This is a genomic window from Sphingobium soli (genome assembly GCF_020782245.1).
GTDB lineage: Bacteria > Pseudomonadota > Alphaproteobacteria > Sphingomonadales > Sphingomonadaceae > Sphingobium > Sphingobium soli.
The window spans coordinates 218,631-243,295 of record NZ_JAJGNP010000005.1 but is presented as its reverse complement, the minus strand read 5'-3'; the positions used below and the strand labels follow the sequence as shown (position 1 = coordinate 243,295).

The following is a 24,665-nucleotide window of genomic DNA, read 5'->3' as shown; positions in this document are numbered from 1 at the left end:
ATCCGAACCCTACCAGAAGATCGACGGTGGCCACCCTCTCAGGGAAACCTTCCTACACCACCCCGCGGGACACGACCACAGCATGCAACACGGAAACGCCAAAAGCCCCTGAAAACAGGGGCTTTTTAGGTCTATTTGGGTAAGGGTGAAACACCCAGTTGGCGGAGCGGGAGGGATTCGAACCCTCGATACGCTTTTGACGTATACTCACTTTCCAGGCGAGCGCCTTCGACCACTCGGCCACCGCTCCGCACGGAACCCGGCTGCCGCTGCAAGCGGCATCAATCGGGTTCTTTCATCCAATCGCACTGGAAGGCGGCTCCCTATCGCGGGGCGGGCGAGGTGGCAAGGGGCATCAGCAACAGAGCTTTACTTTGTTGAATAGGCCTTGTTTGATGGCCCGATGATCCGTCCGCTTCGCATCGCGCTGACCGCAGCCTTGGCCTCTGTTACCGTTCAGGCGGCCGGCGAACCGCCAGCCACGCCTGCCGCTCTTGTCGCATCATCACCTGCCGACGCGTGGGCAGATATTTCTGCGGAAGATCTGATCGTCATGACGATCGATGGCGGCGCACAGGTCATCGTCCAGCTTGCCCCGGCCATGGCCCCACGTCACGTCGCCAATATCCGCACACTCGCCCGGGCGCACTGGTGGGACGGGACCAGCATCAATCGGGTGCAGGATAATTATGTCGCGCAATGGGGCGACGCGACCGAAAAAAAGCCGTTGCCCGCCGGGCTTCTGCAGACCAGCGCCGCCGATTATGCGTTGCCCCTTGCCAATCGACGACTGCGCGTGACGCCCTTGCCCTATCCCGATGCCTATGCGCCAAAGACCGGTTTCGTTGCGGGCTGGCCGGTAGCGATGGATGGAAATGCCGCCTGGCTGCCGCATTGCTATGGCTATGTCGGGGTCGGGCGCAACCTGTCGCCAGACGCGGGTACTGGCGCGGAACTTTATACGGTGATCGGTCAGGCCCCGCGTCAGCTCGATCGCAACATCGCGGTTGTCGGACGGGTGATCGACGGGATGGCGCATCTGTCCAGCCTGCCGCGCGGATCGGGGGAGTTGGGCTTCTACACAGGATCAGAGCGCCCGGTGCCAATATTGTCCATGCGCTTGGCGAGCGACCTGCCCGCTGCGCAGCAACCGCATTTCCAGCAAATGGATACCACATCGCCCAGCTTTGCGGCGTATCTGCGCCTGCGCGCCAACCGGAAGGATGATTTCTACGAGCGACCTGCGGGCGGCGTCGATCTTTGCAACGCGCCCGTGCCGGTCAGGCCGGCGCCCTGAGCCCGCGCAAGCGATAGCCCTGCCAGTCGCGGATGCGGCGGATCGCAAAGCTGGTGCGAATGGCGGAGACGCCGGGCAAACGGGCGAGGCAGTCGCGGTGGATGGCGTCGAATCCTTTTAGGTCCGCTGCGGCCACGCGCAACAGATAGTCGGCCTGTCCCGCCATCAGGTGGCATTCCAATATTTCGGGAAAGTCGGCCACCGCGTTTTCGAACCGATCCATGGTCTCGCGGCTCTGGCTGGTCAGCGAAATTTCGACGAAAGCCTGGAGGTCCAGTCCCAGAATTTTGGGGTCGAGCCGTGCGGCATAGCCGGCGATCAGACCCGCTTCCTCCATTGCCTTGATCCGACGATGGCAGGCGGATGCGGACAGGCCGATCCGTTCCCCCAGGTCAGCCATCGATCGCCGGGAATCGCTTTGCAACGCTTCAAGTATGGCAATATCGAACCGATCCACGCAATCTCATCCCGATGATAAGCCGTATCGCGGCATATCATTTACTAAATCGTTTTTCCAACCCGGAAATGCAGGACCACTCGTCGTCGGCTTTGCGTTATGCTGACGCTCAAGGACGCGCAGCAGAGCGCTGTCCCTTGTTTTCGGAGAGACATGATGATCGTCGGCACCGTCAAGGAAATCAAGAATCACGAATATCGCGTCGGGTTGACGCCTGAAAGCGTTCATGAACTGACCGCTCATGGCCATCGCGTGCTGGTCGAAACCCGTGCTGGCGACGGCATCGGCGCGGGCGATGATCTTTACGTCAAGGCGGGCGCCGAAATCATCGCGACGGCAGCCGAAATCTTCGCCACGGCTGACATGATCGTAAAGGTCAAGGAGCCGCAGGCGGCAGAGCGCGCGATGCTGCGTTCTGGTCAGATACTCTACACCTATCTGCATCTGGCGCCCGATCCGGACCAGACCCGCGACCTCATTGCCAGCGGCGCGACCTGCGTCGCCTACGAAACTGTGACCGACGCAAGCGGTGGCCTGCCGCTGCTCAAGCCCATGAGCCAGGTCGCTGGTCGCATGGCGATCCAGGCGGGCGCGACGGCGCTTGAGAAGGCGCATGGCGGCCGGGGGGTGCTGCTGGGTGGCGTGCCCGGCGTGCTGCCCGCCAAGGTCGCGGTGATCGGCGGCGGCGTTGTCGGATTCAATGCGGCGCAAATGGCGGCAGGCCTGGGCGCGGACGTCACCATTTTGGATCGCAGCCCTGAGGTGCTCGAAAAACTGGGCATGTATTTTGAAGCACGGGCCAAGACGCGCTTTTCGAACAAGGCAAATCTCGCCGATTGCGTGGCGGATGCTGACCTGGTGATCGGCGCGGTTCTCATTCCTGGCGCCGCTGCGCCGAAGCTCGTGACCGCCGATATGCTCAAGACCATGAAGAAGGGCGCGGTTCTCGTCGATGTCGCGATCGATCAGGGCGGTTGCTTCGAAACCAGCCATCCGACGACCCATGCAGACCCGACCTATGTCGTGGACGATGTTGTGCATTATTGTGTTGCCAACATGCCCGGCGCGGTCGCGCGCACCAGCACCTATGCGCTCAACAATGTCACGCTGCCCCATGCGCTGCGGATCGCCGAGCTGGGGTGGAAGGAGGCGCTGCGCCGCGACGTGCATCTGCGCGCCGGCCTGAACATATGGGATGGTAAAGTCACCTATCAGGCGGTGGCTGAGGATCTGGGGCTTCCCTATACGCCAGCGGAAGACGCCGTGGCCTGATCCTGGCACGGTCTTCATTCCGGCAAACGACCGCTGCGTGCACCGACGCCGTGGCGAAAAGCGCCAGCCCTTTCATCGGGGCTGGCGCTTTTGTTTTTCCTCGCGGCGCCCGGCTGGCAATTGTTTCCGGTTTGTAACTGGCGTGATGCGAAGTTCGTTGCGGGTTCTCCATCCTCGTTCGTTGAGCGGGCAGGGGGACATCGCCGCATGCCTCCCATGCATTCTGGTTCCGCCGAAGAGAGGCATGGTCTTACATCATGGACGATTACCCCATTTTCGCCGCCTTGATCCCGCAGGGCGATGGCATCCACATGCGCGCGGGCGGGCCTGCGCAGACAGGGGGGCTGTGATGTCCGCTGAAATCACGACATGGCTGGTGCCGCTTGTCGCCATGCTGGCGGCCGGGCTTCTGGCCGGCTTTGCTGCGGGCATATTCGGCATTGGCGGCGGTTTTGTTGTCGTGCCGGCCTTGCTGGTCGTGCTGCCGCTGCTGGGCGGGACCAAGGATGCCATCGCCCATGTTGCGATCGGCACGTCTGCCGCCACCATCATCGTCACGTCGATCCGGTCGCTGATGTCCCACGCCAAACGCGGGGCGGTGGAATTTGAGGTGCTCAAGGCTTGGGCGCCATGGATCATCCTGGGGTGCGGCGCGGGCGTCCTGCTCGCCAGCCATGTCGATGGCCGCACGCTCAAGATGATCTTCGGGGGCGGCGTGGTCCTGATGTCACTCAACTTTCTGTTGCCCAAGGTCAGTGGCAAGGTGGTCAGCGACACGATGCCGTCCGGTATCGTCCGGGTCGGCATCGCCGGTGGCCTCGGCACGTTTTCCTCGCTGCTCGGAATCGGCGGCGGCACCATCGCGATCATGGTGATGACGCTGTGCGGACGGACCATCCACCGCGCTATCGCGACGGCGTCCGGCATCGGCACATTGATCGCCATTCCCACGACGATTGGCTTTGCCATCATTGGTCTTAAGGAAACGGGTCTGCCCTGGGGGTCGCTGGGCTATATCAACATCCCCGGAACGCTGGCGATTGCGTCTATGTCGATGCTGACCGCGCCGCTGGGCGTCGCTGCGGCGCACAGCCTGCCGGCGGGGCCGCTGAAAAAGATTTTCGGCGTCTATCTGCTCATCATCGGCCTGCTGATGCTGCGCAACGGGCTCAACATGTAATCTGCTCGATCATCAAATGTGCGAAAACGGCTGCCTGCACGGTGGCCGTTTTTCGTTGACGGAGGGATGGGCAGAGCGGATGCGCCATCCCGTCGGCGGATTAAGCCATGGCCGAAACGATGCCCGGTCGCGCGCCCTCTAACAGGCTTTGTCACTGGCGGGCTTTGCCGTTAAGGCTAAGCCGGGGGGATCATGGGGCAGTCTGATCAAATTTCCGTTTTGCTGGTGGAAGATGACGAGGCGGCGCGCACGACGATCGCGGCTATTCTGACCGCCGCGGGCATGACGGTGGAACAGACTGCCGATGGGCCAACCGGGCTCAATCGCGCCGGCAGCGGCGGACATGATGTCGTGATTCTTGACCGCATGTTGCCGCATCTGTCGGGCATCGACATCGTCACGCGCATGCGTCTTGCAGGGATTGGCGCGCCGGTCTTGATGCTGTCGGCTTTGGGCCGCAGCGAACATCGGGTCGAGGGGTTGGAAAGCGGCGTCGACGACTATCTCGCCAAACCCTTCGAACCGGATGAACTGGTCGCCCGCGTCCGTGCACTCTGGCGCCGCGCCAGCCGTCGCAGCCATGAATCGGTGCTGCTGTTCGGCGACCTCGAATGTCATGTGAAGGCGCGTACGGCTTTTCGGCAGGGACGGCATCTTCCGCTGTCGCCCAAGGAATTCGAACTGTTCCGTTATTTGATGGATCATGCCGGAGAAGTGGTGACGCGCGAAATGCTGCTGCGCCATGTCTGGAAGCTGAGTTTCGATCCGCAGACCAATGTCGTTGACGTGAATGTCGGCCGCTTGCGACGTAAGCTGGAGGAGGGCTTCGATACACCGGTATTGGAAACGGTGTGGGGGACGGGCTACCGGCTGGTAGCTCGCGCAGACGCGGCTCGTGGCTAGGCCTGGCCTTTTCCGGTCGATCTTCGGCCGGGTCACAATGTCGGCGTTGCTGGTCAGCCTGCTTTCGACATTGGCGCTCTTCCTCGTCGTGCGTCAGATCGTTGATAATGATGCGCGCGCCATGCTCGCGCGGGAGGTTGATACCGACCTTGCCGGCCTTGCCGATATTTATGTCAGCGCCGGCGGCGAAGACCTGAAGGCGCGAATTGCCGACCGGTTTGCGGTAGAGCGCCAGGATGGCGAGCGTGTCTGGTATCTGCTGGCCCGCGACAATGGTGATCGCATAGCCGGCAATCTGACATATTGGCCGCGCATTGCGCCCGACATATCTGAAGCGCGGTTCGTCACCTTGGCCGAAGGCGAACGCATGTTCGCACGGGCGACGCGGCTTGGTCCGGACATGCAATTGGTGGTGGGGCGCAGCGACTATCGCGGTCAGGCGCTGCTTGCACGGCTGGCAATGGCTTTCTCGACGGCGGGCGCGCTGATCGCGGGACTCAGCCTTGTTGCGGGCCATTTCGCCGCTCGACGCCTACGCAATCGGGTGGAGGCCGTGAACGCCACCTTCGCCGCGGTCCGTGCCGGTCATATCGAAGCGCGCGTGCCGGGCGCGGGGGACAGCGACGAACTTACGGAATTGGCGTCCAATACCAACGACATGCTTGACCAGGTCGAACGGTTGATCGAGGCGCAGCGCGCTGTGTCTGACCAAACGGCGCATGAAATTCGCACCCCGCTTATGCATCTGGATACGCGCATCCTCAAAGCGATGGAGGCGGCGCAAGACGATCTGCTGCTGGCAACGCTGGAGCGGTCAAGAGCCGAGATACGCAGCGTTGTGCGCCTGCTCGACTCTCTGCTCGACATTGCCGGCACGCAGGCGATGCGCGGCGACATGCGTGGCCTGGCGGAGGTCAGCTTGAGCGAGATCGCGGAAAATCTGGCCGATCTCTACGGTGCGAGCGCAGAAGAACTGGGGATAGGCTTTCATGCCCGCATTGCGCCCGGCATCCGGTTGCGCGCCGATGCCATGCAGATGATGCGCCTCATGTCGAACCTGCTCGACAACGCCTTCAAATATGTGCCCAGTGGCGGTAGCGTGTCGCTCGAACTGTCTGCCGGGCCCTGCATCATCGTTCAGGATGATGGCGATGGTATCCCTGCGGCGGACCGCGAGCGAATATTTGAGCGTTATGTTCGTCTGGATGGGGCGGCGGACGGCGGTCATGGTCTGGGGCTTGCGCTTGCGCTGGCGATCGCGCAGCGGCATGGGCTTTCGCTTCATGTCGAGGATGCGGAGCCGGGCGCGCGTTTTGTCGTCCGGCCGGAGGATGACCTGTGATCACCGTCCTGTTGCCCTTGCTGTTCGCCGCGGTGGCGTCACCCGCCGATCCTCGTCCGTCCGATCCCATATTGCGTGCGCTGGTCGAAGGGGAGGCCGCGCAGGCGCAGGGCGACAGCGCATCGCTCGGTCGGAAAGCGCGGATGCTGTCGGTGCTGGGCGCGGCGCCGGTGCGGGGGCAGGAGGATCTTGCAGCGCTCTGGCGCAGGCAGGCGCAAGGTGTTGGCGCGACTGTCGATATGCCGCCCTTTCGCGGGCGCGCTCTGGGTCCCGCCTATCGTCGCGGATCGCTTGTGCCCGGTGGCAGCATGACGATGCGGCAGCTTTTCCTTGGCGGCCAGCGTGCGCAGATCATGGTGGCGCCTGTGGGAGAGGGAAGCGGCCATTTGTCGATCCGGGTAGAGGGCGCGCAAGGCGAAACCTTGTGCCAGAAGGCCGTCGGCGGTCCCCAGGCGGATTGCGCCTGGATGCCGCTGTTCACCGACCGCTACAGCATCGTGATTGAAAATGTCGGAGAGGCGTCGGCCAGTTTCTATCTGCTGGTCCGATAGGCTTAAGTTTCTGACTCTATGGCATAACATGGCGATGCCGGGCGCGCGTTAGTCACTCCGCCTGTCTCCGCTCGGGCTCGGTCTATCCATTCTGCACATTCGTTCAGGCTCAAAATGTGCGGGTTGGCGCGTTGTGCCAGTCATGGTTCAAATCAGCAAAGAGGAGAAGAACCGATGACTCGTTCGACGTTTCTTGCCGCCGCCCTGTTGGGCCTTGCCCTCGCGATCCTCCCTGCTGGCGCTGCGGCGCAAAGCCCGGAGGGGCCGATCAGCTATGAAGAGCAGTTGGCTCAGGTCGAGGACCAGCTGGTCTACCAGACCCCGATCGCCGGCGTAGAAAATGACTATTGGTTCAATTACCAGACCGATCTTGCCGAGGCACGTAAGGAATTGACCAAGGATTTACGCCGTTCCTCGGACGCGGAGGATAATCGTGACGCCTGGGACGAATATCGGGCCGAACTGGCCGACGCCCGCGGCGACTATGCCAAGGAAATGGCGGAAAAGGGCTATCCGATCGGTCAGGTGCGCGTGCTGGCCAATAACGGCCGATAAACCGGCCGGGACGATTGAGGAGCGGGCATGTCGTCCCTCCTCAATCGGCATCCAGATTGCGGAAATTCAATCGCCGCGTGACGGTATAATCCAATATGCCGACCAGCAGATAACTGATGAGCTGCTTTACCAGGGTGATACCGCTGCGGCTGGACTGATACTGTTTCAGATCGATAGGCCGACTGTCGCGCATTTCCCTACTGATCAAATCCCGGACCCGGCCAGCGAACGCCTTGTCCTCGATCCGCAGCATGACCTCAAGGTTCAGGAAAAGGCTGCGCATGTCGAAATTGGCGGATCCAACGAACACGGCATCGTCGATGACGAGAAGTTTCGTGTGGAGCTTGCAGGGCTGATATTCCGCAATCTCGACACCGCGCCGGAGCAACGGACCGTATAAAAGTCGCGCCGCCGCGACAGTTGTTCCGTTATCCGAAACAGCCGGCAAGATGATGCGCGCGCCGGACGCTTTGGCGGCGCGTGCGATACGTTTCAGCATGCCCCGTCCGGGGGAAAAATAGGCGGCGACCATATCGACGCGCCGCGCCTTTTGAAGATCCTGCTTCACGACCTGCGCCCAGGGACTAAGCCGCCTTGTGGGGCCACCAATCAGCCATCGAAACGCTGAACTCTCATCGTGGTGCAGCGCCGGATGCCATTGCCGTACCATCGCGCGCAATGTCCTGAACCGTTGCCGTTTCGTTGAGACCCACCGCCACAGGCCACCATACCAGCGGGTCATGGCCTCCACCTGCTCGCCCTCGACCAAAAGGCCCAAATCCCGCCAGCAATCCTCTCGAGGAATGCCGAAATAGCCGTCTTCCACGTTGAACCCGCCGATCAACAAACGGGCATCGTCGGCGATGGCCATCTTTTGATGGTTGCGAATGAGATATCGCGTCGATCGCCGCGCGCCAAAGCGTCCGAAATGCCCTCCGGCCTCGATCAGCGGCGTAAAAAAACTGTCTGGCGTTTTGCCCGACCCGAATGCGTCGATCATCAGCGTCACCGATATGCCGCGCCGCGCAGCATCGCTCAACGCGTCGCGCACCATCGCGCCGCTCGCGTCATCGGCGAAGATATAATAATAAAGTTTGAGGCTGTAGGTGGCACCCTCGATGAGGGCGATCAGCGCCTCTCGCAGCGCGGCTCCACGCGTGATGAGGCGCAGGCGATTGCCCTCCAGCGTTGCCGATATGTCAGGCTCGCCGTCAGCATCGGGACGAAGATTTGCTGTCGCCATAGCGGCCTCATGCCCGTTCCTGGCCGTTATGGCCATGGCTTAATGGCCTTTTCATTGACTCTCTGTCCCGAGCCTGCTAGCTGCCCGGTTCACGCTTTTCCATTCGTTGTATTCAGGAGGCCCTGTTTGGCCCGCGTCACCGTCGAAGATTGCGTCGACAAGGTTACCAATCGTTTTGACCTGGTCCTTCTTGCTGCTCAGCGCGCCCGCGAAATTTCGGGCGGCGCCGAACTGACGCTGGATCGCGATCGCGACAAGAATCCTGTCGTCGCCCTGCGCGAAATCGCGGAAGAAACCGTCCTTCCCGATGAGCTGCATGATTCGCTGATCGGATCGCTGCAGAAGGTGCAGATCGATGATGACGACACGCCTGATGAGATTGGCTCGATCGCTCAGTCGGCGGAGGCGCTGCGCCTGACCGCTGCTGCTCCGCCGCGCAACCAGAATATCGGTGGCGATTACGACGGCTGATCGCTGAACCCGTTTGGAGAGGGAATGGGGCCCGGCCTGCGCAAGCAGGACCGGGCCCCGACCTTTACGGGGCTTCGTCGTTGCTATAGTCTGGTGATCGAAACGGAACCTTTTGGCCTTGTCCATTCGTTCCACCTGTAGCAGCCGACCCGGGTCGCATTGTCCCGCCATGGTGGGACGGACGGCGCAAGCGATCGCAGGGCGTCTCATCCGCGCCGCCAGTTGCGAGAAAGATCATGGATCGTCCCAAACGCTCCAACGTCTTCATGGCCGCGAGCCTGAAGACCGAAAATGATACATCGGATGTCCAGCTTGTGCGGATACGGGATATTTCTGCCGGTGGCGCCAAGGTGCAGGGGCCTATGCTTGACGTCGGCACCCAGATCATCCTGACGCGCGGGCGTTTCACGATTCCCGCACGCGTCGTATGGTGCGGCGACGCCCAATTTGGTGTTGCGTTCGACAAACCCATAAATGTCGACGAGGTGATGAAGGCGACCGGTCCTGAAAAGGCTCCGGACAAGCCGGTCTATGCGTCTGCGCTGACATCGGATTATCCCGGGCAGGCGAAAGCGTCTTCGCATGGCACGGTCCGCCCGCCCGACCGCCGTGCTGTTTTCGGGTTACGCGTCACTGGCTAAAGCCAGGCGTCCTGATCGCTATCGCTCACATCCTTTCGCCTTCCTGTTGACTACAGCTGTAAACGATGCGATTACAACTGTGGTTGTGACGGAGTCGAGGCCGGGTCGTGAGCGAGAAAATCAGCGAAGCCGAACTTGTGGTGATGGAGGCGCTTTGGGAATGCGCGCCCCAGACCGCTAATGATGTTGCCGATCGCGTCGTGGAACGGCGCGGCTGGAGCCTGCAGACGGTTAAGACCTTATTGTCCCGCCTGATGGCCAAGGATGTGATCGCTGCCGACCAGGATGGCCGTCGCTTTCTGTACCGCCCCCTCATCCAGCGGGACGACTATGTGGCGAGTGAATCGGGCCGGCTGGTCAACCGGCTGTTCGGCGGCCGCATATCCCCGCTCGTCGCTCAGCTTGCGAGCCAGGATCAGTTGACGGCGGACGATATTGCCGAACTTGAGGATATTCTGAAAGGGTTGAAGCCATGATCATCTGGCTTGCCGAAACGCTGGTTGCAACCAGCCTGCTGATGGCAGCGGTCATGATGGTCCGGCGCCCCCTGGCACGATGGCTGGGGGCGGGCGCTGCCTATATGTTATGGATTCTGCCACTGGCACGGATGCTGATGCCTGCTCTTCCTGATCAGGTTGCAGATGCCTCGCCCCTGCACCAGGTCATGAACCAGTCGGGCTTGCCAGCCATTCTGGTGCCAACTGCCGCTGCGCAAACCGTAGAAACCAGTCCGGCGGTGCCTTGGCTGGAACTCGTGATGGCCCTTTGGCTGCTTGGCATGGTGAGCTTCGTCTTCATCCAGGCGGTTGGCTATCTACGATTTCGCAGGATGATTTTGAAAGTTGCAACGTCGGTCGGTTGGGAAGGGCGCCTCCATGTCGTGATCAGTCCTCATGCCTCCGGTCCGCTCGCATTCGGTATCGTCCATCCGCATATCGTGCTGCCACAGGATTTCGCCCTGCGCTACGATCCGCAGGAGCAGGACATGGCGATCGCGCATGAGCGGGCGCATCATGAACGTGGTGATCTTGTCGCCAACATGATCGCGCTCATGCTGCTGGCGTTGCACTGGTGCAATCCTATCGCCTGGATCGCCTATCGGGCCTACCGCGCCGACCAGGAAACAGCCTGCGACGCCCGCGTCCTTGCTCTCTATGGCAGCGATCAGGCTCATGCCTATGGCCGCGCCATTCTTAAAGCCGCCGGTGGTCGCCAATATGGCGCCGCCTGCCATCTCACCCGTCTCGCCACGCTCAAAGGGAGGCTGAAAATGTTGTCCAGTCATGAAACTTCACTGCGTCGCATCAGCTGGGGCATGGCCGCCGTCGCAGTGGCGACCGCAGCCGGCCTGGCGCTGACGGCATCGGGCAGTCGCGCCGCGAAGCAGATGGCGGCAATCACGCAAAAGGTGGAGCAGGCCGATCTGACGCGCCTGACCGATCTCGTTGCGCAGCCCGCCCATGCGACCATAAACGCTGCGGCCCTACCTGCCGCCCGTGACATTCCTTCACCTCTTGCCGCTCCGGCTGCGCCCGAGGGCGAGCCTGTACCGGCGGTTGCGCCCTTGGCTCCGATCGCGGCTGTTCCTCCGGCCGCCGACATGACGCCGCCTATTCCTCCGGTGCCGCCGACGCCGCCTGTCACGGTGCGCAGCGAAAAGGGGCGCATCATCGTCACCCATGCCGATGGCCGTGTCGTGACGCACCGCGTCCCGACCGAGGAGGAGATTACCCGCATGGTGCCGGTCGTCGATGTGCGCGAAGGGTGCGAAGGCAAGGGCATCACCAGTCATCGCGAAACGGTCGATGCCAATGGCCGCCGTCATATTCGCGTGCGCATCTGCCAAAATGCGATCGAAGCGCAGGCGCGCCAGGCCGAACATGTGGGCAAGGTGGCGGCGCGCAGCGGCTTGATCGCGGCGCGCGCGCAACTAGCGGCCGCCCGCATGTCCGCGCAAGCCCGCGCTGAAGCGCTGCGGGAGATTGACGACAATATTGCGGAACTGGATGGCCAAGGCAATTAGGCCTCAGTTGCGACCCATCCGGCGTGCAACAGCGACGAATTCCTCGACGCTGACGGTTTCAGCGCGCCGCTGGGGATCGATGCCCTCCGCATCCAGCGCGTCCAGCGCGCCCGGCAACCCCTTCAGGCTCTGACGCATCATCTTGCGCCGTTGGCCGAATGCAGCCGCCGTCAGTCGCTCCAGCAGCTTCAACTGCACGCCTTCGGGGGTGGGCTTGGGCGTCATGTGCACAACCGCGGACATGACTTTGGGCGGGGGAGTGAAGGCGCTGCGATGCACTTTCATCGCGATCCGGGCATCGCTGCGCCACTGCGACAGGACGGCCAGCCGGCCGTAATGATCCGTGCCGGGCTTTGCGACGATGCGCTCCGCCACCTCCATCTGGAACATCAGCGTCAAGCTCGACCACCAGGGGAGCGGCGTCCAGGCCGCCGAAAGCCATCCCACCAGCAACGGCGTGCCGACATTATAGGGCAGGTTTGCAATGATATGCGCGCCATCGCCCGCTTCCGCCTGGGCGTCGATCTGCATTGCGTCGCCCGCGATTACCTTTAACTGGCCCGGAAAAGCATCCGACAGTTCAGCGAGCGCAGGCAGGCAGCGATCGTCGCGCTCCACCGCGACCAGTCGTCCGCCCGCCCGCAGAATGGCGCGTGTCAGGCCGCCGGGGCCGGGGCCGACCTCGAAAGCGGAGGCGTCCGTCAGCGGGCCAGGAATGGCCGCGATCCGGTCCAGCAACTGCTCATCAAGCAGGAAATTCTGTCCCAGCGCCTTGCTTGCGGCCAGCCCGTGTCGCGCAATGACATCCCGTAACGGCGGCAGCGCCGGTCGATCGTCAGCCATGCAGGATGCGCGCTCGTGCCGCTTCCGCCGCCATTCGCAGCGCTGCCATCATGGCGCCGGGATTGGCGCTGTCAGTGCCGGCTATCCCGAAGGCGGTGCCATGGTCGGGCGACGTGCGGACGATTGGCAGGCCCAGCGTGATATTGACCCCTTCATCGAAATTCAGGGTCTTGATCGGGATCAGCGCCTGATCATGATACATACACAGAGCGGCATCATAGGTTTCGCGCGCGCGCGCGTGGAACATGCCGTCGGCGGCCAGCGGTCCGGCGATATCCAGCCCATCGGCGCGCAACTGATCGATAGCGGGGCGAATGACCTCGATTTCCTCGCGGCCCAGCGCGCCATTCTCGCCTGCATGGGGGTTAAGCCCCGCAACCGCCAGGCGCGGGCGGGCGATGTTGAAATTACGCTGCAAGCCCTTGGCCGTCGTCAGCGCCCGGGCGCGGATCAGGTCGATGGTCAGTGCGGCGGACACATCGGCCAGCGCGATATGGATCGTGATCGGCACGACCTTGAGCGCTGGCCCGGCCAGCATCATCACGGCGTTGTGCGGGGCCACGCCGCAGCGTTCGGCGATGAATTCGGTCTGGCCGGGATGGGTGAAGCCCACGCCATAAAGCTGTTCCTTGCCGACCGGCGCGGTGACGATCCCCGCCGCCGAACCGGAACGGGCCAGGCCAACGGCGACCTCCAATGACTGGAAGGCGACCCGCGCGCCATCGATGCCGGGCGCGCCTGGAATGACGTCGCCGGCTTCTCCGACTTGAAGGCACGGCAGCGCGCGCGGGAAGACCTGCGCCGCCTCTTCCGGGCTGTCGATCCGCTCGACCGGACCAAGCCACACAGCGCGCAGCGACGCCGCGTCGCCTACCGCGAAAAAGGCCGGCAGGCCGCGCGCTTCGCGCATCACCCAGCTTTTGGCGACGATTTCCGGGCCGATCCCTGCCGGATCGCCCAGCGACACGGCGAAGGGCGCCAGCAGGGGCGCGGCGTCAGTTATAATCGATGACGGCATCGCGGCGAAGGTCACGCAGATAGATGCGCGCCCGCTTGTTGACCCGTTCCTCTTCCAACTGCGCCATGATCTGATCGGCATTGGGCGCGTTCGCCGATGCCGGATCGTCGCGACCGCACACAATCAGGACGCGCACACCGTCCTCGATCGACCCGAAGGGCGGGGTTGTTTCGCCCACTTGCAGGTTCAGTAGGATTTCCTGCAACTGCGGGGGCAGGTCGCGAACCTTCACATTGTCGTTGTCGACCACGTCCGCGCCGATGCGCGCGCCAATTTCATTGGCCTGGCCGCAACCCTTGATCTCCTTCACCGCCGCGGCAAATTCCGCAGCCTTGGCACCAGCCTGTTCCTTGGTGGTGCCCTTGGGGAACAGCACGGACAGCTGCTTCAAGCTAAGCAGCGCGTCGCGCGGATCGGCGGTCAGCACCTTGCGCTTGTCCATGACATAGATGATCGACACCCCGCCCACCGTCTCGATGGGTCCGGCAATCTGGCCAACCTGCATTTCGGCGGCGGCCTGCGCCAGTTCGGACGGCAACTGCGCGGGGCGAATCCAGCCCAGGTCGCCGCCTACAGCGGCCGTGGATGCTTCAGAAAACTGCCGGGCATAGGCCTGGAAGCTGCCGCCCTGCTGGATCTGCTGGATGATGTTGCGGGCATTGGCGACGATCTGCGCCTGATTTTCCGGCGTTGCCGACAGATAGATTTCGCCGATCCGATATTCGTCGCTGCCCTTGGCCGCGTTCAGCCGGTCGATGACCGATTTCACTTCGTCCTCGGACACGTTGACGAAGGGCTGGATGTTGCGGCGGAGCAGGCGGCTCCACGCCAGCTCGCCTTCGATCTGGCGCTTGATGCTGGCGGCCGAACTGCCCTGGCTGCGCAGATAGGCGTCGAACTCGGTTGGTGACTTGCGGAAATTCGCCGCAACCCGCTGATAGCTCTGCTCGATTTCCTCGGGCGCGATCTTGATGTCGTTGGCGGCCGCTTCCTGGATCTGGAGCGTTTCGTCGATCAGGTTGCGCAGCACCTGCACGCGCAGCCGCTCCTTTTCCTCATCCGACACCTTGCCGCCATTGGCGGTGATGATGAGCGCCAGGCGCTGGTCGACATCGGTGCCGGTGATGATGCGGCCATTGACGATCGCTGTTGCCTTGCGAACATTGGGGTCGCTCTGGCCAAAGACGGTGACGTCCTTGGGCAGGTTCAGTTGCTGCGCGGCCATGCTTGCGTCGTCGTCATCGACCGTCTGCGCGGCGACGGGCTGGATGCCCGCGGCGACCAGGGCCGATGACAGGACAAGGGTGCGCAAGCGGATACGCGCGCCGCGGGTCAGGCGGCTGGACGAGGAAACGGCAGGCAGCATCGTCGGCAATAAACTCCAATGCGGTTCCGCGCCTGATGCACAGCCCCGCCTTAACCGGCCCTGACGAGAGGACGAAGCCCGTTCCTTATATGCCAATATTGCGGAAAGCTAGCCGTAGCTGGAAACCATTGCCCTTTCGCGCGTCGCCATTGGTCTGGTAATCTCGCCGCCAAGTGAAGCCCAGCGTCAGGCAATCATCCTCATAGGCGATGCCGAGCCGGTGCCGGACCGGTTCGTAGCCGTCCGATACGCTGACCGGATCTTCCTTCGCATCGGTCAGGTCGACGACGGTCGATCCGAACACCGACCAGAAGCGCGCGAATTGCACGCGGGCGCCCAGGCGCAATTCCTCACGATCCTGCAAATCCTCCAGCCCGGTGAGCGCATTGCGATTGAGCCGCAGATAGCCGACCATCGCATAGGTTTTCTTGCTGCCCACGGTCGCGTCGATTTCGTTGCGGCGCACCGACAGATTGTCCTTGTCCAGCCGATAGCGATGAATCAGGCTGACGAAATCCTTGTAGCGAACGGTGGTGCGCCCGACGATGTCGGACGTACGATCCGACAGGCCGGTGCCGTCGGGCAGGATGCTTTCCTGCCGATCCAGCCGATAGCTTTGACCGATGATCGCGCTCAACGAGAAATTGGGCAGGTCCAGTCCATATTCCAGACCGTAGGTGATGCGCGAACTATCCTCGAACCGGTCATAGCCGGCAAAGCGGTTGAGCGCGAAGAGGTTGCTGTCCTCCAGATCGACCGCGCGCGCGTCCTCATTGGGCAGCGACAGATTGGCGAGATGCGGGGACGCGACGATCTGCACGCGCGGCGCGATCCGCTGCACGCCGCCAAAGGCTTCGCCCACGAACGGCCAGCGCATGTCCACCGCCGCCGCAGCAATGCCGCGCGCCTGCCAACCCGGATCGCCGGCATAGCTTGCGACCGATGTCAGTGCATTGTCGCTGCTATGATAGACGTCGCCGCGCAGATAGCCGGTAAAGGTCACTTCCTGGCCCAGCCCCGTCAATGTGCGCAGGTTCCATTCCGCGCCGGCAAAGGCGCGCTGCGTATCCTGGCCGGCGGTGCGGGTGATCGCGAGCGTATTGGCCTGAAGCTGGAGCACGCCGCCTAGCAAGGGGTCCTTCATCCGCAAGCGATAGTCGATGACCGGCAGCGCAATCGGCGTCTGGCCCTGCGAATCGCCGGGACGCAGCGTCTGCACCGCCCAGCCGCGGATCGAAAAATAGCTGTTCTCGCCAATACGCTGCGCGCCGATGGTCGATCTCAGGCGGTCCTCACGGCTGATATCGTAGCGGCGCAGGAAAGTGCGGTCGGTCGCCACCCGGATCGACCCGTCCAGGCTCCATTCGGGCGACAATTGCATCGCGCCTGACGCATCGAGATAGCCGCGAATGTCCTTTTCGCTGTCGGCGATGGTCGTGCCGACCGGGCTTTCGCCAGTGGCGACGCGCCGGCCATGGGTCACATAGCCGGTAATCTGGTAGGCGCCGCGATCGTAGAGATGCCGGAAATTGGTTTCCAGCATCGGCAGCGTGTCGGTATAGACATGCGGCGTGATCGTCAGGTCGCGATTGGGCGCCAGCTTGAAATAATAGGGCAGCGCGACTTCAAAACCATTATTGCGGTCGTAGCGCAGATTGGGGACCAGCAGGCCGCTGCCGCCATTGTCGCCGACCGGATGGCTGAAACCAGGCAGTGGTATGAGCGGCAGGCCGAACAGCTCGATATTGGCGTTGCGATAGGTGACGCGCTCGCGGGTCGGGTCATAGACGACGCGTACGGCATTGATCTGCCAGGTCGGTTCCTTGGGGCAGCCCTCGCTATCCTCGACCGAACAGCCGGTATAGGCGGCGCGCTCCAGCGTATAGACGCCGTTGGTACGCGTGCCCTTGACCGCCGCCAGCCGACCGCCCGATTGCAGCACCAGCAGCATATTATCGACCGCGCCGTCCTTCAGGCTATCGGTGACGTCGAAGCGATCGCCATAGGCGACATTGCCGTCCGGGTCGGTGACGGACACATTGCCCTGCGCTTCCACCTTGCCGCTGTTGCGGTCCCACACGACCTTGTCGGCGCGCAGCCGATTGCCTTCACGCAGCAATTGGACGTTGCCGCTGGCCGTGACCATCTCCGTCTCGCTATTATATTCCAGCGTGTCGGCGGCAAAGCCGATCTGGTCCTCGCTGGACGGCATCGGCGCGTCGGGCGCACTGATCGGCGTCTGCGGTTCGTTGAGCTGCTGCGCCAGCGCCGGCTGGCACGCGACCAGCGCCACGCCGCCCAGCAGGACGGCGCGAATGGGGGCGCTGAAGGATGGGAAAAGCAAGGCGGTCTGCAAGCAATGGGCCTCTATGGACGGCGCGTCTGGCCTTCCCGCCTATCGCACTGCTGCGCGCTCCGCAATCGCCAGCCACAGATCGAATCGTGCAAAATCGGTCGAACGCCTTTGCCAGACGCGCCGGGCGGCACTATCTGCGGAAGTAGCCGCGCGGCGCCTGCCGTAGCCACCGATACATCGACAAGAGGAAAAACGCCCCGATGGATATCCGTTTCAGCCCGACCCGCCCCGAAGCCGCCGACACTCTGGTCCTGGCCGTTGCCAAGGGCGGGCTCGACTCCCTGCCGCTGGCGGCCGCATCGACGCTGTCAGCGGGCGCAGCAGCGTCACGGTTTAGCGGTGAAGCGGGCAGCAGCTTTGAAAGTTTCGCTGAAGAAGGCGGCCGGACGGTCCGCATCCTGCTGCTCGGCACCGGGGCTGGCGGCGACCAGGATCTGGAAAAGGCCGGCGGCGCGCTGGTCGCGAAACTGGCGACCAGTGGCGCGACCCATGCCGCAGTCGAAGGTCTGAACGGGGAGGGTGCCGCTACCCTGGCGTTCGGCGCCCGTCTGCGCAGCTGGCGCTTCGACACTTACCGCACGCGCCAGAGTGAAAAGGCCAAGCCCACGCTCAAGACCATCACTATCGTTGCCAGCGATGCCGACGCGGCTTGGGAACGGCAGGCCGCGCTCGCCGATGGTGTCGCCTTCACGCGCGAACTGGTCGCTGAACCCGCTAACATCCTCTATCCCGAAAGCTTCGTCGAACGCTGCCGTCATCTGGAACAGCTGGGCGTCAAGATCACCGTGCTCGACAAGGATGCGATGACGCAGCTGGGCATGGGCGCATTGCTGGGCGTCGCGCAGGGTTCGGTGCGCGAACCGCGCCTGTTGGCGATGGAATGGGACGGCACCGGCGGCGCGCAGGACAAGCCGTTGGTGTTCATCGGCAAGGGCGTGACCTTCGACACTGGCGGCATCTCGCTCAAGCCCGGCGCGGGCATGGAGGACATGAAGTGGGACATGGGCGGCGCGGGCGCTGTGGCGGGCGCGATGAAGGCGCTGGCTGGGCGCAAGGCGAAGGCGCGGGTCGTGGGCATTTGCGGCCTGGTTGAAAACATGCCGGACGGCAATGCGCAGCGGCCGGGCGATGTCGTTACCTCCATGTCTGGCCAGACGATCGAAGTGCTCAACACCGATGCCGAAGGGCGGCTGGTGCTGTGCGATGCCGTCACCTGGGCGCAGAAAACCTATAATCCCGACATGATCGTCGATTTGGCGACGCTGACCGGGGCGATGATCGTCGCGCTGGGCCATGAACATGGCGGCCTGTTCGCCAATGACGACGCGCTTGCCGATTCGCTGGCGAAGGCTGGGCAGAGCGTGGGGGAAAAGCTGTGGCGCTTCCCGCTGTCGGACGCCTATGACAAGCTGCTCGACAGCCCGATCGCCGACATGAAGAATATCGGTCCGCGCTATGCCGGGTCGATTACCGCCGCCCAGTTTATCAAGCGGTTTGTCGACGAAGGCGTCAAATGGGCGCATCTCGACATTGCCGGCATGGTCTGGTCCGACAAGCCCGGCGCGACATGGGACAAGGGCGCGACCGGCTATGGCGTGCGCCTGCTCGACCGCTTCGTGACGGACCGGTTCGAACGCTGACGCGCCGGCGATGCAGGTCGACTTCTACCAGCTGAGCCGCGATCCGGTCGAACAGGTGTTGCCCGCGATCGCCGGGCGCATCCTGGCGATGGGCGCGCGGCTGCTGGTGGTGGCGGGGGAGGGCGACCGGCTCGACCGGATTTCGCAGGGCCTGTGGGCGGGGCCGCCCGAAAGCTTCCTCGCCCATGGCCGCACGGGCGAGGGCGGGGAGGCGTATCAGCCGATCCTCCTGAGCGACACCTGTACTGCGGGCAATGGCGCGCGCCATATTGCGCTCGCCGATGGTCTTTGGCGTGAAGAGGCGCTTGGCTTCGATCGCGCCTTTTACTTCTTCGACGCCGACACCATCGACGGCGCGCGGGCCAGCTGGCGCACGCTCAGCAAGGCGGAAGGTGTCGAACCGCGCTTCTGGCGGCAGGAGGGACGGAAGTGGGTGCAGGGGCCGTAGGCTGAGGTTCAATCACGACCAGTTTTTGCCATTTGCGGAGACCAAAAGCTTGCCCGAAATTAGCCGTTCACTCAAATGGAGGCCGGCCATGAGAGGTGCTTATGTCGCTGTTCGACGAAAACGCTGAAATCCTTGCAGGGATGGGACGGGATGGCAGCGATCTTGGTCCTTCACGGCCGGTCGATTTCTCGCATATTTTTCCCGATCTGACATCGGCAAACAGTTTCGCGACTGAATGTGAAAATGATGGGTTCAAGATAGACGTGATCGAGACTGATCGGGTGGAAAACCCTTGGGATGTGACGGTTACGGTACAAATGCAGCCATCAGCTAAAAACGTCACGTCGTGGGAGGAGCGTTTCGATGCTCTAGCCCAGACATATGGTGGACGGGCAGACGGTTGGGGTTTTTTCCGGGTCTAACGACAGCTTTCCATTTGACGGTGCTCGATGGCGGACTGTCCACAAACCTCCCAAGTCGGCCTTCTATCGAGGTCACCCCCGCATCCCCGACGCCACCCCCTCTTGCGGCCCGCGCCGCCCGCGTCTAAAGGGCGCGCAACTTTCCAACAATCCGGAGTTACGAGGGCCATGGCCGTCACGCGCACCTTTTCGATCATCAAGCCCGACGCGACCCGTCGCAACCTGACCGGCGCGGTCACCAAGAAGCTGGAAGAGGCCGGCCTGCGCGTCGTCGCTTCCAAGCGTATCCGCATGAGCCGCGAACAGGCCGAGGGCTTCTACGCCGTTCACAAGGAACGCCCCTTCTTCGCCGACCTCGTCGCCTTCATGATCTCCGGCCCGGTCGTCGTCCAGGTGCTGGAAGGCGAGGACGCCGTGAAGCGCAACCGCGACATCATGGGCGCCACCAACCCCGCCAATGCCGACGAAGGCACGATCCGCAAGGATTATGCCGAATCGATCGAAGCCAATTCGGTCCATGGTTCGGACAGCGAGGAAAATGCCGCGATCGAGATCGCCTATTTCTTCAAGCCCGAGGAAATCGTCGGCTGATCGACGCCTGACCCGCTCGGGATGAAGAGGGGCTGCCGCAAGGTGGCCCCTTTTTCTATGCGCCGGGCTTTTGGGCTGGCCGCGCTGCCGGCATCCCCGCCCAGCGCCGGTCCAGCGCCTTTTGCGCACCCGCGACCGTGACCGCGTCCACCAGCGACAGGCCGCGCAGGCTCAACCGATGCCCCGCCAGCCAACGGCCGGTAATGCCATAGCCGATATCGTAAAGCGCCGCGCTTTCATGCGGCTCGCCATCGACCACGAAGCGGGTGACGATCGCCACCGGCAGCTTTTCGTCGCCCACGCTGTCATCGGGCAGCTTCGCCTGTTCCCGCGCCCGCTTCAGGGGATTGGCGAACCAGTCCGCCTCGATGCGCGGTTCGCCGGTGGTATCGACCGGCGTCAGCTCCAGCGCCTTGGGAAACAGGATGGTCTGGCTCTGCACGACCTGGGCCGGGTCGGTCGTGCGCAGCCGGATGCGGTCGCCTTCTACCGAATCGGCATGCAGCACCAGCCGCGCCGCGCGCACGGACGCCGCCTGGCTTTCCGCCGCTTTCTCGGCGCGTCGGTCCTGCTTGTCCGACCAGTTGATATAGAGCGTCAGCGCCGAAATCGTGACCGCCAGCACCGCAATGCCTTCGCCCAAAGTGATCCAGCGCCGCCGAATCGCGGCGGCTTCCTTGGCACGGGCTTCCTTGGCCGTTTCGCTGACTGCTTCCGGTTCGTCCGTCATCCTCACACCGTTTGCGGCGGGCTTTCGAAACGGTCGATCACCCAATCCTCCGCCTGCGCGCCGCCAATCCATTCCTGCATCCAGGGATGGGCGATGATCGCCTGCATATAGCCCTGGGCGAAGCGCGTGACGGGCAATTGATAGGTGATGAAGCGCGTTACGACCGGCGCGAACATGATGTCAGCCGCGCCAAATTCGCGGAACAGGAAATCGCCTTCGCCGCCATGACGCGCGCGCGCCTGCGCCCATAATTCCATGATACGCGCTATATCCTGCGCGACGCCGTCTGATGGCGGGACGGGGTGGTAGATCTGGCGGATATTCATGCTGTGCTCGCGGCGCAGCGCGGCAAAGCTGCTGTGCATCTCCGCCGCCATCGACCGCGCCATGGCGCGCGGCGCGGGATCGGCCGGCCAGAACCGGTCGTCGCCGCTCTTTTCATTCAGATATTCGACGATGGCCAGGCTGTCCCACACGACGATGTCGTCGCCGTCCCACAGGATCGGCACCTTGCCTGATGATGGCGCGAATTCGTCGCCCTCGCGCCGCTGCTCCCATGCCTGGTCATAGAGCGGAACGACGACTTCCTCGAAGGGCAGGCCGGACAGCTTGCACGCCAGCCAGCCGCGTAGCGACCAGCTGGAATAGGCCTTGTTGCCGATAAAGAGCTTCATCATGCGCCCTTCTTAGCGCCCTGTCCGGACCCAAGTCGAGCGGGAAGACAAGTCTCGATCATGAACCGCAATGTCAACTGTCCTTGACAAGTAGCGTTCGTCTATGTCAATGAAACTTGACATTATGTCAAAGGAGCTTTGCCATGCCGCCTATTCCGACCGCCCGTTCGCGGCATCCCGTCCTTCTGTGGTGCCTCGCCTTTTGCGGCGCGATGGGTGTTGCGGGCCTCATTGTCCACAAATTCGACCTTGGCTGGGCCGGGACGCTGGCGATCATGCTGACCGCCACTAGCATGACCATCCCGATCGTCCGGGCGGCCGAGCGGTCGGCACGGTTCGAAGGCAATCTGTCGCCCGCCATGCGCCGCTATAATCGCCGGATGGTGGCGGGCAGCCTGCTCTACACGCTGGGCCTGTTCCTGGCGGTCTACGCCTACAAAAACTGGGAACCGACAGGCGCGCTGCTCTGGGGGCTTGCCTTGTTGCCGGCCGCCGGCGCCTTGGCCATGGTCGCCGCGATGGCGCGGTTGCTGATCGAGGAACAGGATGAATATCTCCGCCTGAAACTGGCGCAATCCGCCCTGTTCGGCACCGGAGCCCTGCTGGTGCTGGCAACCATCTGGGGTTTCCTCGAGCAATTCCGACTCGTTCCTCATGTCCCCGCCTGGGCGGCCATCCCCGTCTTCGTCATCGCGATCGGCGTGTCCCGCTGCCTGAGCTGGGCGCGGGCGTGAAGAACCGGCTCAAGCTGCTGCGCGCCGAGCGCGACTGGAGCCAGGGGGAGCTTGCTACGCGACTGGGCATTTCGCGCCAGAGCGTCAACGCGATCGAAACCGGGAAATATGATCCCTCGCTCCCGCTCGCCTTCCGCATCGCTGACTTGTTTGCGCTGCAAATAGAGGATATTTTCCTGCGCGACGAAGAAGGAGCGGGGGAATGAAGCTGGTGCGCGCCAGTGCGGCTATCCTGATATGCCTTGCCGCCTTATGGGGCGCGGCGCATGTCGGCGTGCTGCCCGTGGCGTTAGGCTGGCGGGCGGAAGCCCTGTCGCCTGGCCCCGTAGTCCACGCCCGGCCGCCGGGTCTCCATTGGCGCCTGCCGATCCTGCGTTGATCGGTTCAGGCGAAGATCAGGCGATCTGCCTCGGTCTGGGCCTGCAACAGGGCGATCGGCCCGGTGACCTCTGTCCCTGGGGGCAGGTCGGCGAGGGATAGGCCGGCAAGGCTCATCCCGCTCTGGCAGGCGCTCAATGCGACGCCCAGCGAAAGCGCCTCTGCGAGCAGGTCTTCAAGCGACGGCAGTCCCGCAGCCTTATGACCGGCATCACGCGGCGCCGCGATCGGTGCACGAAGCAGTGCCACGGCGTCCAGTTGCAGGAACAGCCGTGCCCGACCCCCTAGCGCCGCCTGCGCCGCCGCCAATGTCAGCGCACCGCGCAAACGCTCCGGGTCCGGTGCCGCAACGATGATGGTCAGGGAGCGCATAGTTCCATCGCGCATCCCGAACAGGCCGGGTCCTTGGCAACATCCACTGTGCGAAATCGCATGGTCAAAAGATCGGCGATCAGCAATTTGCCGGCCATGTCCGTCCCGAACGGGACAAGCGCGCGGATCGTCTCCAGCGCCGCCAGACTGCCGATCGTGCCGGTCAGCGCGCCGATCACGCCGGTTTCGGCGCAGTTGCGCTCCGGCGCATCTTGCGGATCGCCCACCAGGCAGCGGTAGCAGGGTTTGTCCGCCTCCCACCCCCGATAGGTCGCAATATGTCCTTCGAACGGGCCGACGGCCGCCGACACAAGCGGGATGCGCAGTCGCTGCGCGGCATCGGCGACGATCAACCGAGTCGCGAAATTGTCGCACCCGTCCAGCACCACGTCCGCGTCGCGGAACATCAGGCCGGCATTGTCGGCATCGATCCGCGCGTTGATGGGGATCAGCTTCACGTCGGGGTTGATCCGCGCCACCGCCGCCATTGCCGCTTCCGCCTTAGGACTCCCTATATCGTCGGTGCCGAACAGCACCTGCCGTTGCAGGTTGGACAGGGCCACCACATCATCGTCGATCACGCGGATCGTGCCAACGCCCGCAGCCGCCAGATACAGGATCGCGGGGCTACCGATGCCGCCCGCGCCGATAACAACGACGTCCGCGTTCAGAAGTCGCATCTGGCCCGCACCGCCAATTTCCCGCAACACGATATGCCGGGCATAGCGGTCCAGTTGCGCGTCGGTGAGCGTCACGGTGCGTCCGACCAGAGGAAACGCACCTGCGATCGCATCCAGTGCGGTTCTGCCGATCCGCTTTTCGGGAATGACCCGCGCAGTGATCCCAGGATGCGATTGCTGACAAACTGTTCGACTTCGGGGCATTGGGCGTTGACCGGCGCGACCTTGAGCGGCTTGCCATCACCCGACAGCAGGAACAGCATGTCGATTTCCAGCAGGTTGGACCCTTCATAGGGCACCGCGCCCGAACAATTGCCCTTGCGATATTGACGCGCCACATCTTCCGACCAGCGCGGCGAAATCCTGCGGCCCAGCCAGCGGTCGATGACCGGAACCTGGCTCAGATCCTGCGGCATCGCGGGTAGCGCCGCCGGTACAGGCGCCGCGGCCAGCATCAGGGAAAGCAGGATGGTCATGG

The 24,665-nt window shown here is 63.3% G+C and carries 29 protein-coding genes and 1 tRNA gene; 18 read left to right on the top strand and 12 right to left on the bottom strand.

Annotated features, from left to right (window positions below):
* Positions 1-159: 159 nt before the first annotated feature.
* Positions 160-250, bottom strand: a tRNA-Ser gene (locus tag LL253_RS09395).
* 153 nt (positions 251-403) lie between these two features.
* Between LL253_RS09395 and LL253_RS09390 the strand changes: the two genes are divergently transcribed.
* Positions 404-1,297, top strand: a complete 894-nt coding sequence (locus LL253_RS09390) for a peptidylprolyl isomerase (RefSeq protein WP_228227008.1) — start codon at positions 404-406, stop codon at positions 1,295-1,297.
* Here LL253_RS09390 and LL253_RS09385 read toward each other — a convergent pair.
* On the bottom strand, positions 1,281-1,754 hold the full coding sequence (locus LL253_RS09385) for an Lrp/AsnC family transcriptional regulator (RefSeq protein ID WP_228227007.1): 474 nt from the start codon (positions 1,752-1,754) through the stop codon (positions 1,281-1,283). The genes LL253_RS09390 and LL253_RS09385 overlap by 17 nt on opposite strands.
* A gap of 156 nt (positions 1,755-1,910) precedes the next feature.
* Between LL253_RS09385 and ald the strand changes: the two genes are divergently transcribed.
* The 6 genes from ald (at position 1,911) to LL253_RS09355 (ending at position 7,557) form a co-directional block, all read left to right on the top strand.
* Entirely contained in the window at positions 1,911-3,026 is a 1,116-nt protein-coding gene (ald, locus tag LL253_RS09380) for an alanine dehydrogenase (RefSeq protein WP_228227020.1), read from the top strand.
* A 349-nt stretch (positions 3,027-3,375) separates the two neighbouring features.
* Positions 3,376-4,206, top strand: a complete 831-nt coding sequence (locus tag LL253_RS09375; RefSeq protein ID WP_228221857.1) for a sulfite exporter TauE/SafE family protein — start codon at positions 3,376-3,378, stop codon at positions 4,204-4,206.
* Between the two features lie 192 nt (positions 4,207-4,398).
* Positions 4,399-5,109 (top strand): response regulator transcription factor, encoded by a 711-nt coding sequence (locus LL253_RS09370; RefSeq protein ID WP_228227006.1) that lies wholly within the window; start codon positions 4,399-4,401, stop codon positions 5,107-5,109.
* Complete coding sequence (locus tag LL253_RS09365; protein WP_300398300.1) at positions 5,102-6,451, top strand: sensor histidine kinase; 1,350 nt, start codon at positions 5,102-5,104, stop codon at positions 6,449-6,451. Before LL253_RS09370 ends, LL253_RS09365 begins: the two co-directional genes overlap by 8 nt.
* Positions 6,448-7,002: a hypothetical protein gene (locus LL253_RS09360; protein ID WP_228227004.1), complete on the top strand. Its 555-nt coding sequence runs from the start codon at positions 6,448-6,450 to the stop codon at positions 7,000-7,002. The genes LL253_RS09365 and LL253_RS09360 overlap by 4 nt, the downstream gene beginning before the upstream one ends.
* A gap of 174 nt (positions 7,003-7,176) precedes the next feature.
* Positions 7,177-7,557 (top strand): hypothetical protein, encoded by a 381-nt coding sequence (locus LL253_RS09355; protein ID WP_228227003.1) that lies wholly within the window; start codon positions 7,177-7,179, stop codon positions 7,555-7,557.
* Between the two features lie 40 nt (positions 7,558-7,597).
* Here LL253_RS09355 and LL253_RS09350 read toward each other — a convergent pair whose 3' ends face one another.
* Positions 7,598-8,836, bottom strand: coding sequence for a phospholipase D-like domain-containing protein (locus LL253_RS09350; RefSeq protein WP_228227002.1), 1,239 nt, complete (start codon positions 8,834-8,836; stop codon positions 7,598-7,600).
* Positions 8,837-8,926: 90 nt separating this feature from the next.
* On the opposite strand from LL253_RS09350, the gene rpoZ reads away from it, so the two are divergent.
* From rpoZ to LL253_RS09330, 4 genes are all read left to right on the top strand, one after another.
* The gene (gene rpoZ, locus LL253_RS09345; RefSeq protein ID WP_009820754.1) at positions 8,927-9,271 is read left to right on the top strand and encodes a DNA-directed RNA polymerase subunit omega; all 345 of its coding nucleotides are present in this window, start codon (positions 8,927-8,929) and stop codon (positions 9,269-9,271) included.
* A 236-nt stretch (positions 9,272-9,507) separates the two neighbouring features.
* Positions 9,508-9,912, top strand: coding sequence for a PilZ domain-containing protein (locus LL253_RS09340; RefSeq protein ID WP_009820755.1), 405 nt, complete (start codon positions 9,508-9,510; stop codon positions 9,910-9,912).
* A gap of 107 nt (positions 9,913-10,019) precedes the next feature.
* On the top strand, positions 10,020-10,388 hold the full coding sequence (locus LL253_RS09335; protein ID WP_009820756.1) for a BlaI/MecI/CopY family transcriptional regulator: 369 nt from the start codon (positions 10,020-10,022) through the stop codon (positions 10,386-10,388).
* Positions 10,385-11,935 (top strand): M56 family metallopeptidase, encoded by a 1,551-nt coding sequence (locus LL253_RS09330; RefSeq protein ID WP_228227001.1) that lies wholly within the window; start codon positions 10,385-10,387, stop codon positions 11,933-11,935. The genes LL253_RS09335 and LL253_RS09330 overlap by 4 nt, the downstream gene beginning before the upstream one ends.
* Before the next feature lie 3 nt (positions 11,936-11,938).
* On the opposite strand, the gene rsmA is transcribed toward LL253_RS09330, so the two are convergent.
* From rsmA to LL253_RS09310, 4 genes are all read right to left on the bottom strand, one after another.
* Entirely contained in the window at positions 11,939-12,778 is an 840-nt protein-coding gene (rsmA, locus tag LL253_RS09325) for a 16S rRNA (adenine(1518)-N(6)/adenine(1519)-N(6))-dimethyltransferase RsmA (protein ID WP_228227000.1), read from the bottom strand.
* Positions 12,771-13,796, bottom strand: coding sequence for a 4-hydroxythreonine-4-phosphate dehydrogenase PdxA (pdxA, locus tag LL253_RS09320; protein ID WP_228226999.1), 1,026 nt, complete (start codon positions 13,794-13,796; stop codon positions 12,771-12,773). The genes rsmA and pdxA overlap by 8 nt, the downstream gene beginning before the upstream one ends.
* Entirely contained in the window at positions 13,774-15,162 is a 1,389-nt protein-coding gene (locus tag LL253_RS09315) for a peptidylprolyl isomerase (RefSeq protein ID WP_009820760.1), read from the bottom strand. The genes pdxA and LL253_RS09315 overlap by 23 nt, the downstream gene beginning before the upstream one ends.
* An 85-nt stretch (positions 15,163-15,247) precedes the next feature.
* Complete coding sequence (locus tag LL253_RS09310) at positions 15,248-17,479, bottom strand: LPS-assembly protein LptD (protein ID WP_407696088.1); 2,232 nt, start codon at positions 17,477-17,479, stop codon at positions 15,248-15,250.
* A 239-nt stretch (positions 17,480-17,718) separates the two neighbouring features.
* On the opposite strand from LL253_RS09310, the gene LL253_RS09305 reads away from it, so the two are divergent.
* From LL253_RS09305 to ndk, 4 genes are all read left to right on the top strand, one after another.
* Positions 17,719-19,158 (top strand): leucyl aminopeptidase, encoded by a 1,440-nt coding sequence (locus LL253_RS09305; protein ID WP_228226998.1) that lies wholly within the window; start codon positions 17,719-17,721, stop codon positions 19,156-19,158.
* 10 nt (positions 19,159-19,168) lie between these two features.
* Entirely contained in the window at positions 19,169-19,606 is a 438-nt protein-coding gene (locus LL253_RS09300) for a DNA polymerase III subunit chi (protein ID WP_009820763.1), read from the top strand.
* Positions 19,607-19,707: 101 nt separating this feature from the next.
* Entirely contained in the window at positions 19,708-20,028 is a 321-nt protein-coding gene (locus LL253_RS09295; protein WP_228226997.1) for a ribonuclease E inhibitor RraB, read from the top strand.
* Between the two features lie 168 nt (positions 20,029-20,196).
* Positions 20,197-20,619 carry a nucleoside-diphosphate kinase gene (gene ndk, locus LL253_RS09290; RefSeq protein WP_009820765.1) on the top strand — a complete coding sequence of 141 codons (423 nt, stop codon included), beginning with the start codon at positions 20,197-20,199 and terminating at the stop codon, positions 20,617-20,619.
* Positions 20,620-20,674: 55 nt separating this feature from the next.
* On the opposite strand, the gene LL253_RS09285 is transcribed toward ndk, so the two are convergent.
* Together LL253_RS09285 and LL253_RS09280 are read right to left on the bottom strand one after the other, a co-directional pair.
* On the bottom strand, positions 20,675-21,349 hold the full coding sequence (locus tag LL253_RS09285) for a hypothetical protein (protein WP_228226996.1): 675 nt from the start codon (positions 21,347-21,349) through the stop codon (positions 20,675-20,677).
* Between the two features lie 2 nt (positions 21,350-21,351).
* A complete protein-coding gene (locus LL253_RS09280) occupies positions 21,352-22,026 on the bottom strand; it encodes a glutathione S-transferase family protein (RefSeq protein ID WP_228226995.1) in 675 nt (224 codons plus the stop codon).
* 140 nt (positions 22,027-22,166) lie between these two features.
* Between LL253_RS09280 and LL253_RS09275 the strand changes: the two genes are divergently transcribed.
* From LL253_RS09275 to LL253_RS09265, 3 genes are read left to right on the top strand one after another with little or no spacing between them, the layout of a single operon-like run.
* Positions 22,167-22,757: a hypothetical protein gene (locus LL253_RS09275; RefSeq protein ID WP_228226994.1), complete on the top strand. Its 591-nt coding sequence runs from the start codon at positions 22,167-22,169 to the stop codon at positions 22,755-22,757.
* A complete protein-coding gene (locus LL253_RS09270) occupies positions 22,754-22,963 on the top strand; it encodes a helix-turn-helix transcriptional regulator (RefSeq protein ID WP_009820769.1) in 210 nt (69 codons plus the stop codon). The genes LL253_RS09275 and LL253_RS09270 overlap by 4 nt, the downstream gene beginning before the upstream one ends.
* Positions 22,960-23,136: a hypothetical protein gene (locus LL253_RS09265; RefSeq protein ID WP_009820770.1), complete on the top strand. Its 177-nt coding sequence runs from the start codon at positions 22,960-22,962 to the stop codon at positions 23,134-23,136. Before LL253_RS09270 ends, LL253_RS09265 begins: the two co-directional genes overlap by 4 nt.
* Before the next feature lie 5 nt (positions 23,137-23,141).
* Here the strand turns inward: LL253_RS09265 and LL253_RS09260 are convergent, their stop codons facing one another.
* The 3 genes from LL253_RS09260 to LL253_RS09250 are packed head-to-tail and all read right to left on the bottom strand — an operon-like array spanning position 23,142 to position 24,663.
* A complete protein-coding gene (locus tag LL253_RS09260) occupies positions 23,142-23,507 on the bottom strand; it encodes a DsrE family protein (RefSeq protein ID WP_228226993.1) in 366 nt (121 codons plus the stop codon).
* Positions 23,495-24,262, bottom strand: coding sequence for a HesA/MoeB/ThiF family protein (locus LL253_RS09255; protein WP_228226992.1), 768 nt, complete (start codon positions 24,260-24,262; stop codon positions 23,495-23,497). The genes LL253_RS09260 and LL253_RS09255 overlap by 13 nt, the downstream gene beginning before the upstream one ends.
* The gene (locus tag LL253_RS09250; RefSeq protein WP_009820773.1) at positions 24,259-24,663 is read right to left on the bottom strand and encodes a hypothetical protein; all 405 of its coding nucleotides are present in this window, start codon (positions 24,661-24,663) and stop codon (positions 24,259-24,261) included. The genes LL253_RS09255 and LL253_RS09250 overlap by 4 nt, the downstream gene beginning before the upstream one ends.
* Positions 24,664-24,665 lie beyond the last annotated feature (2 nt).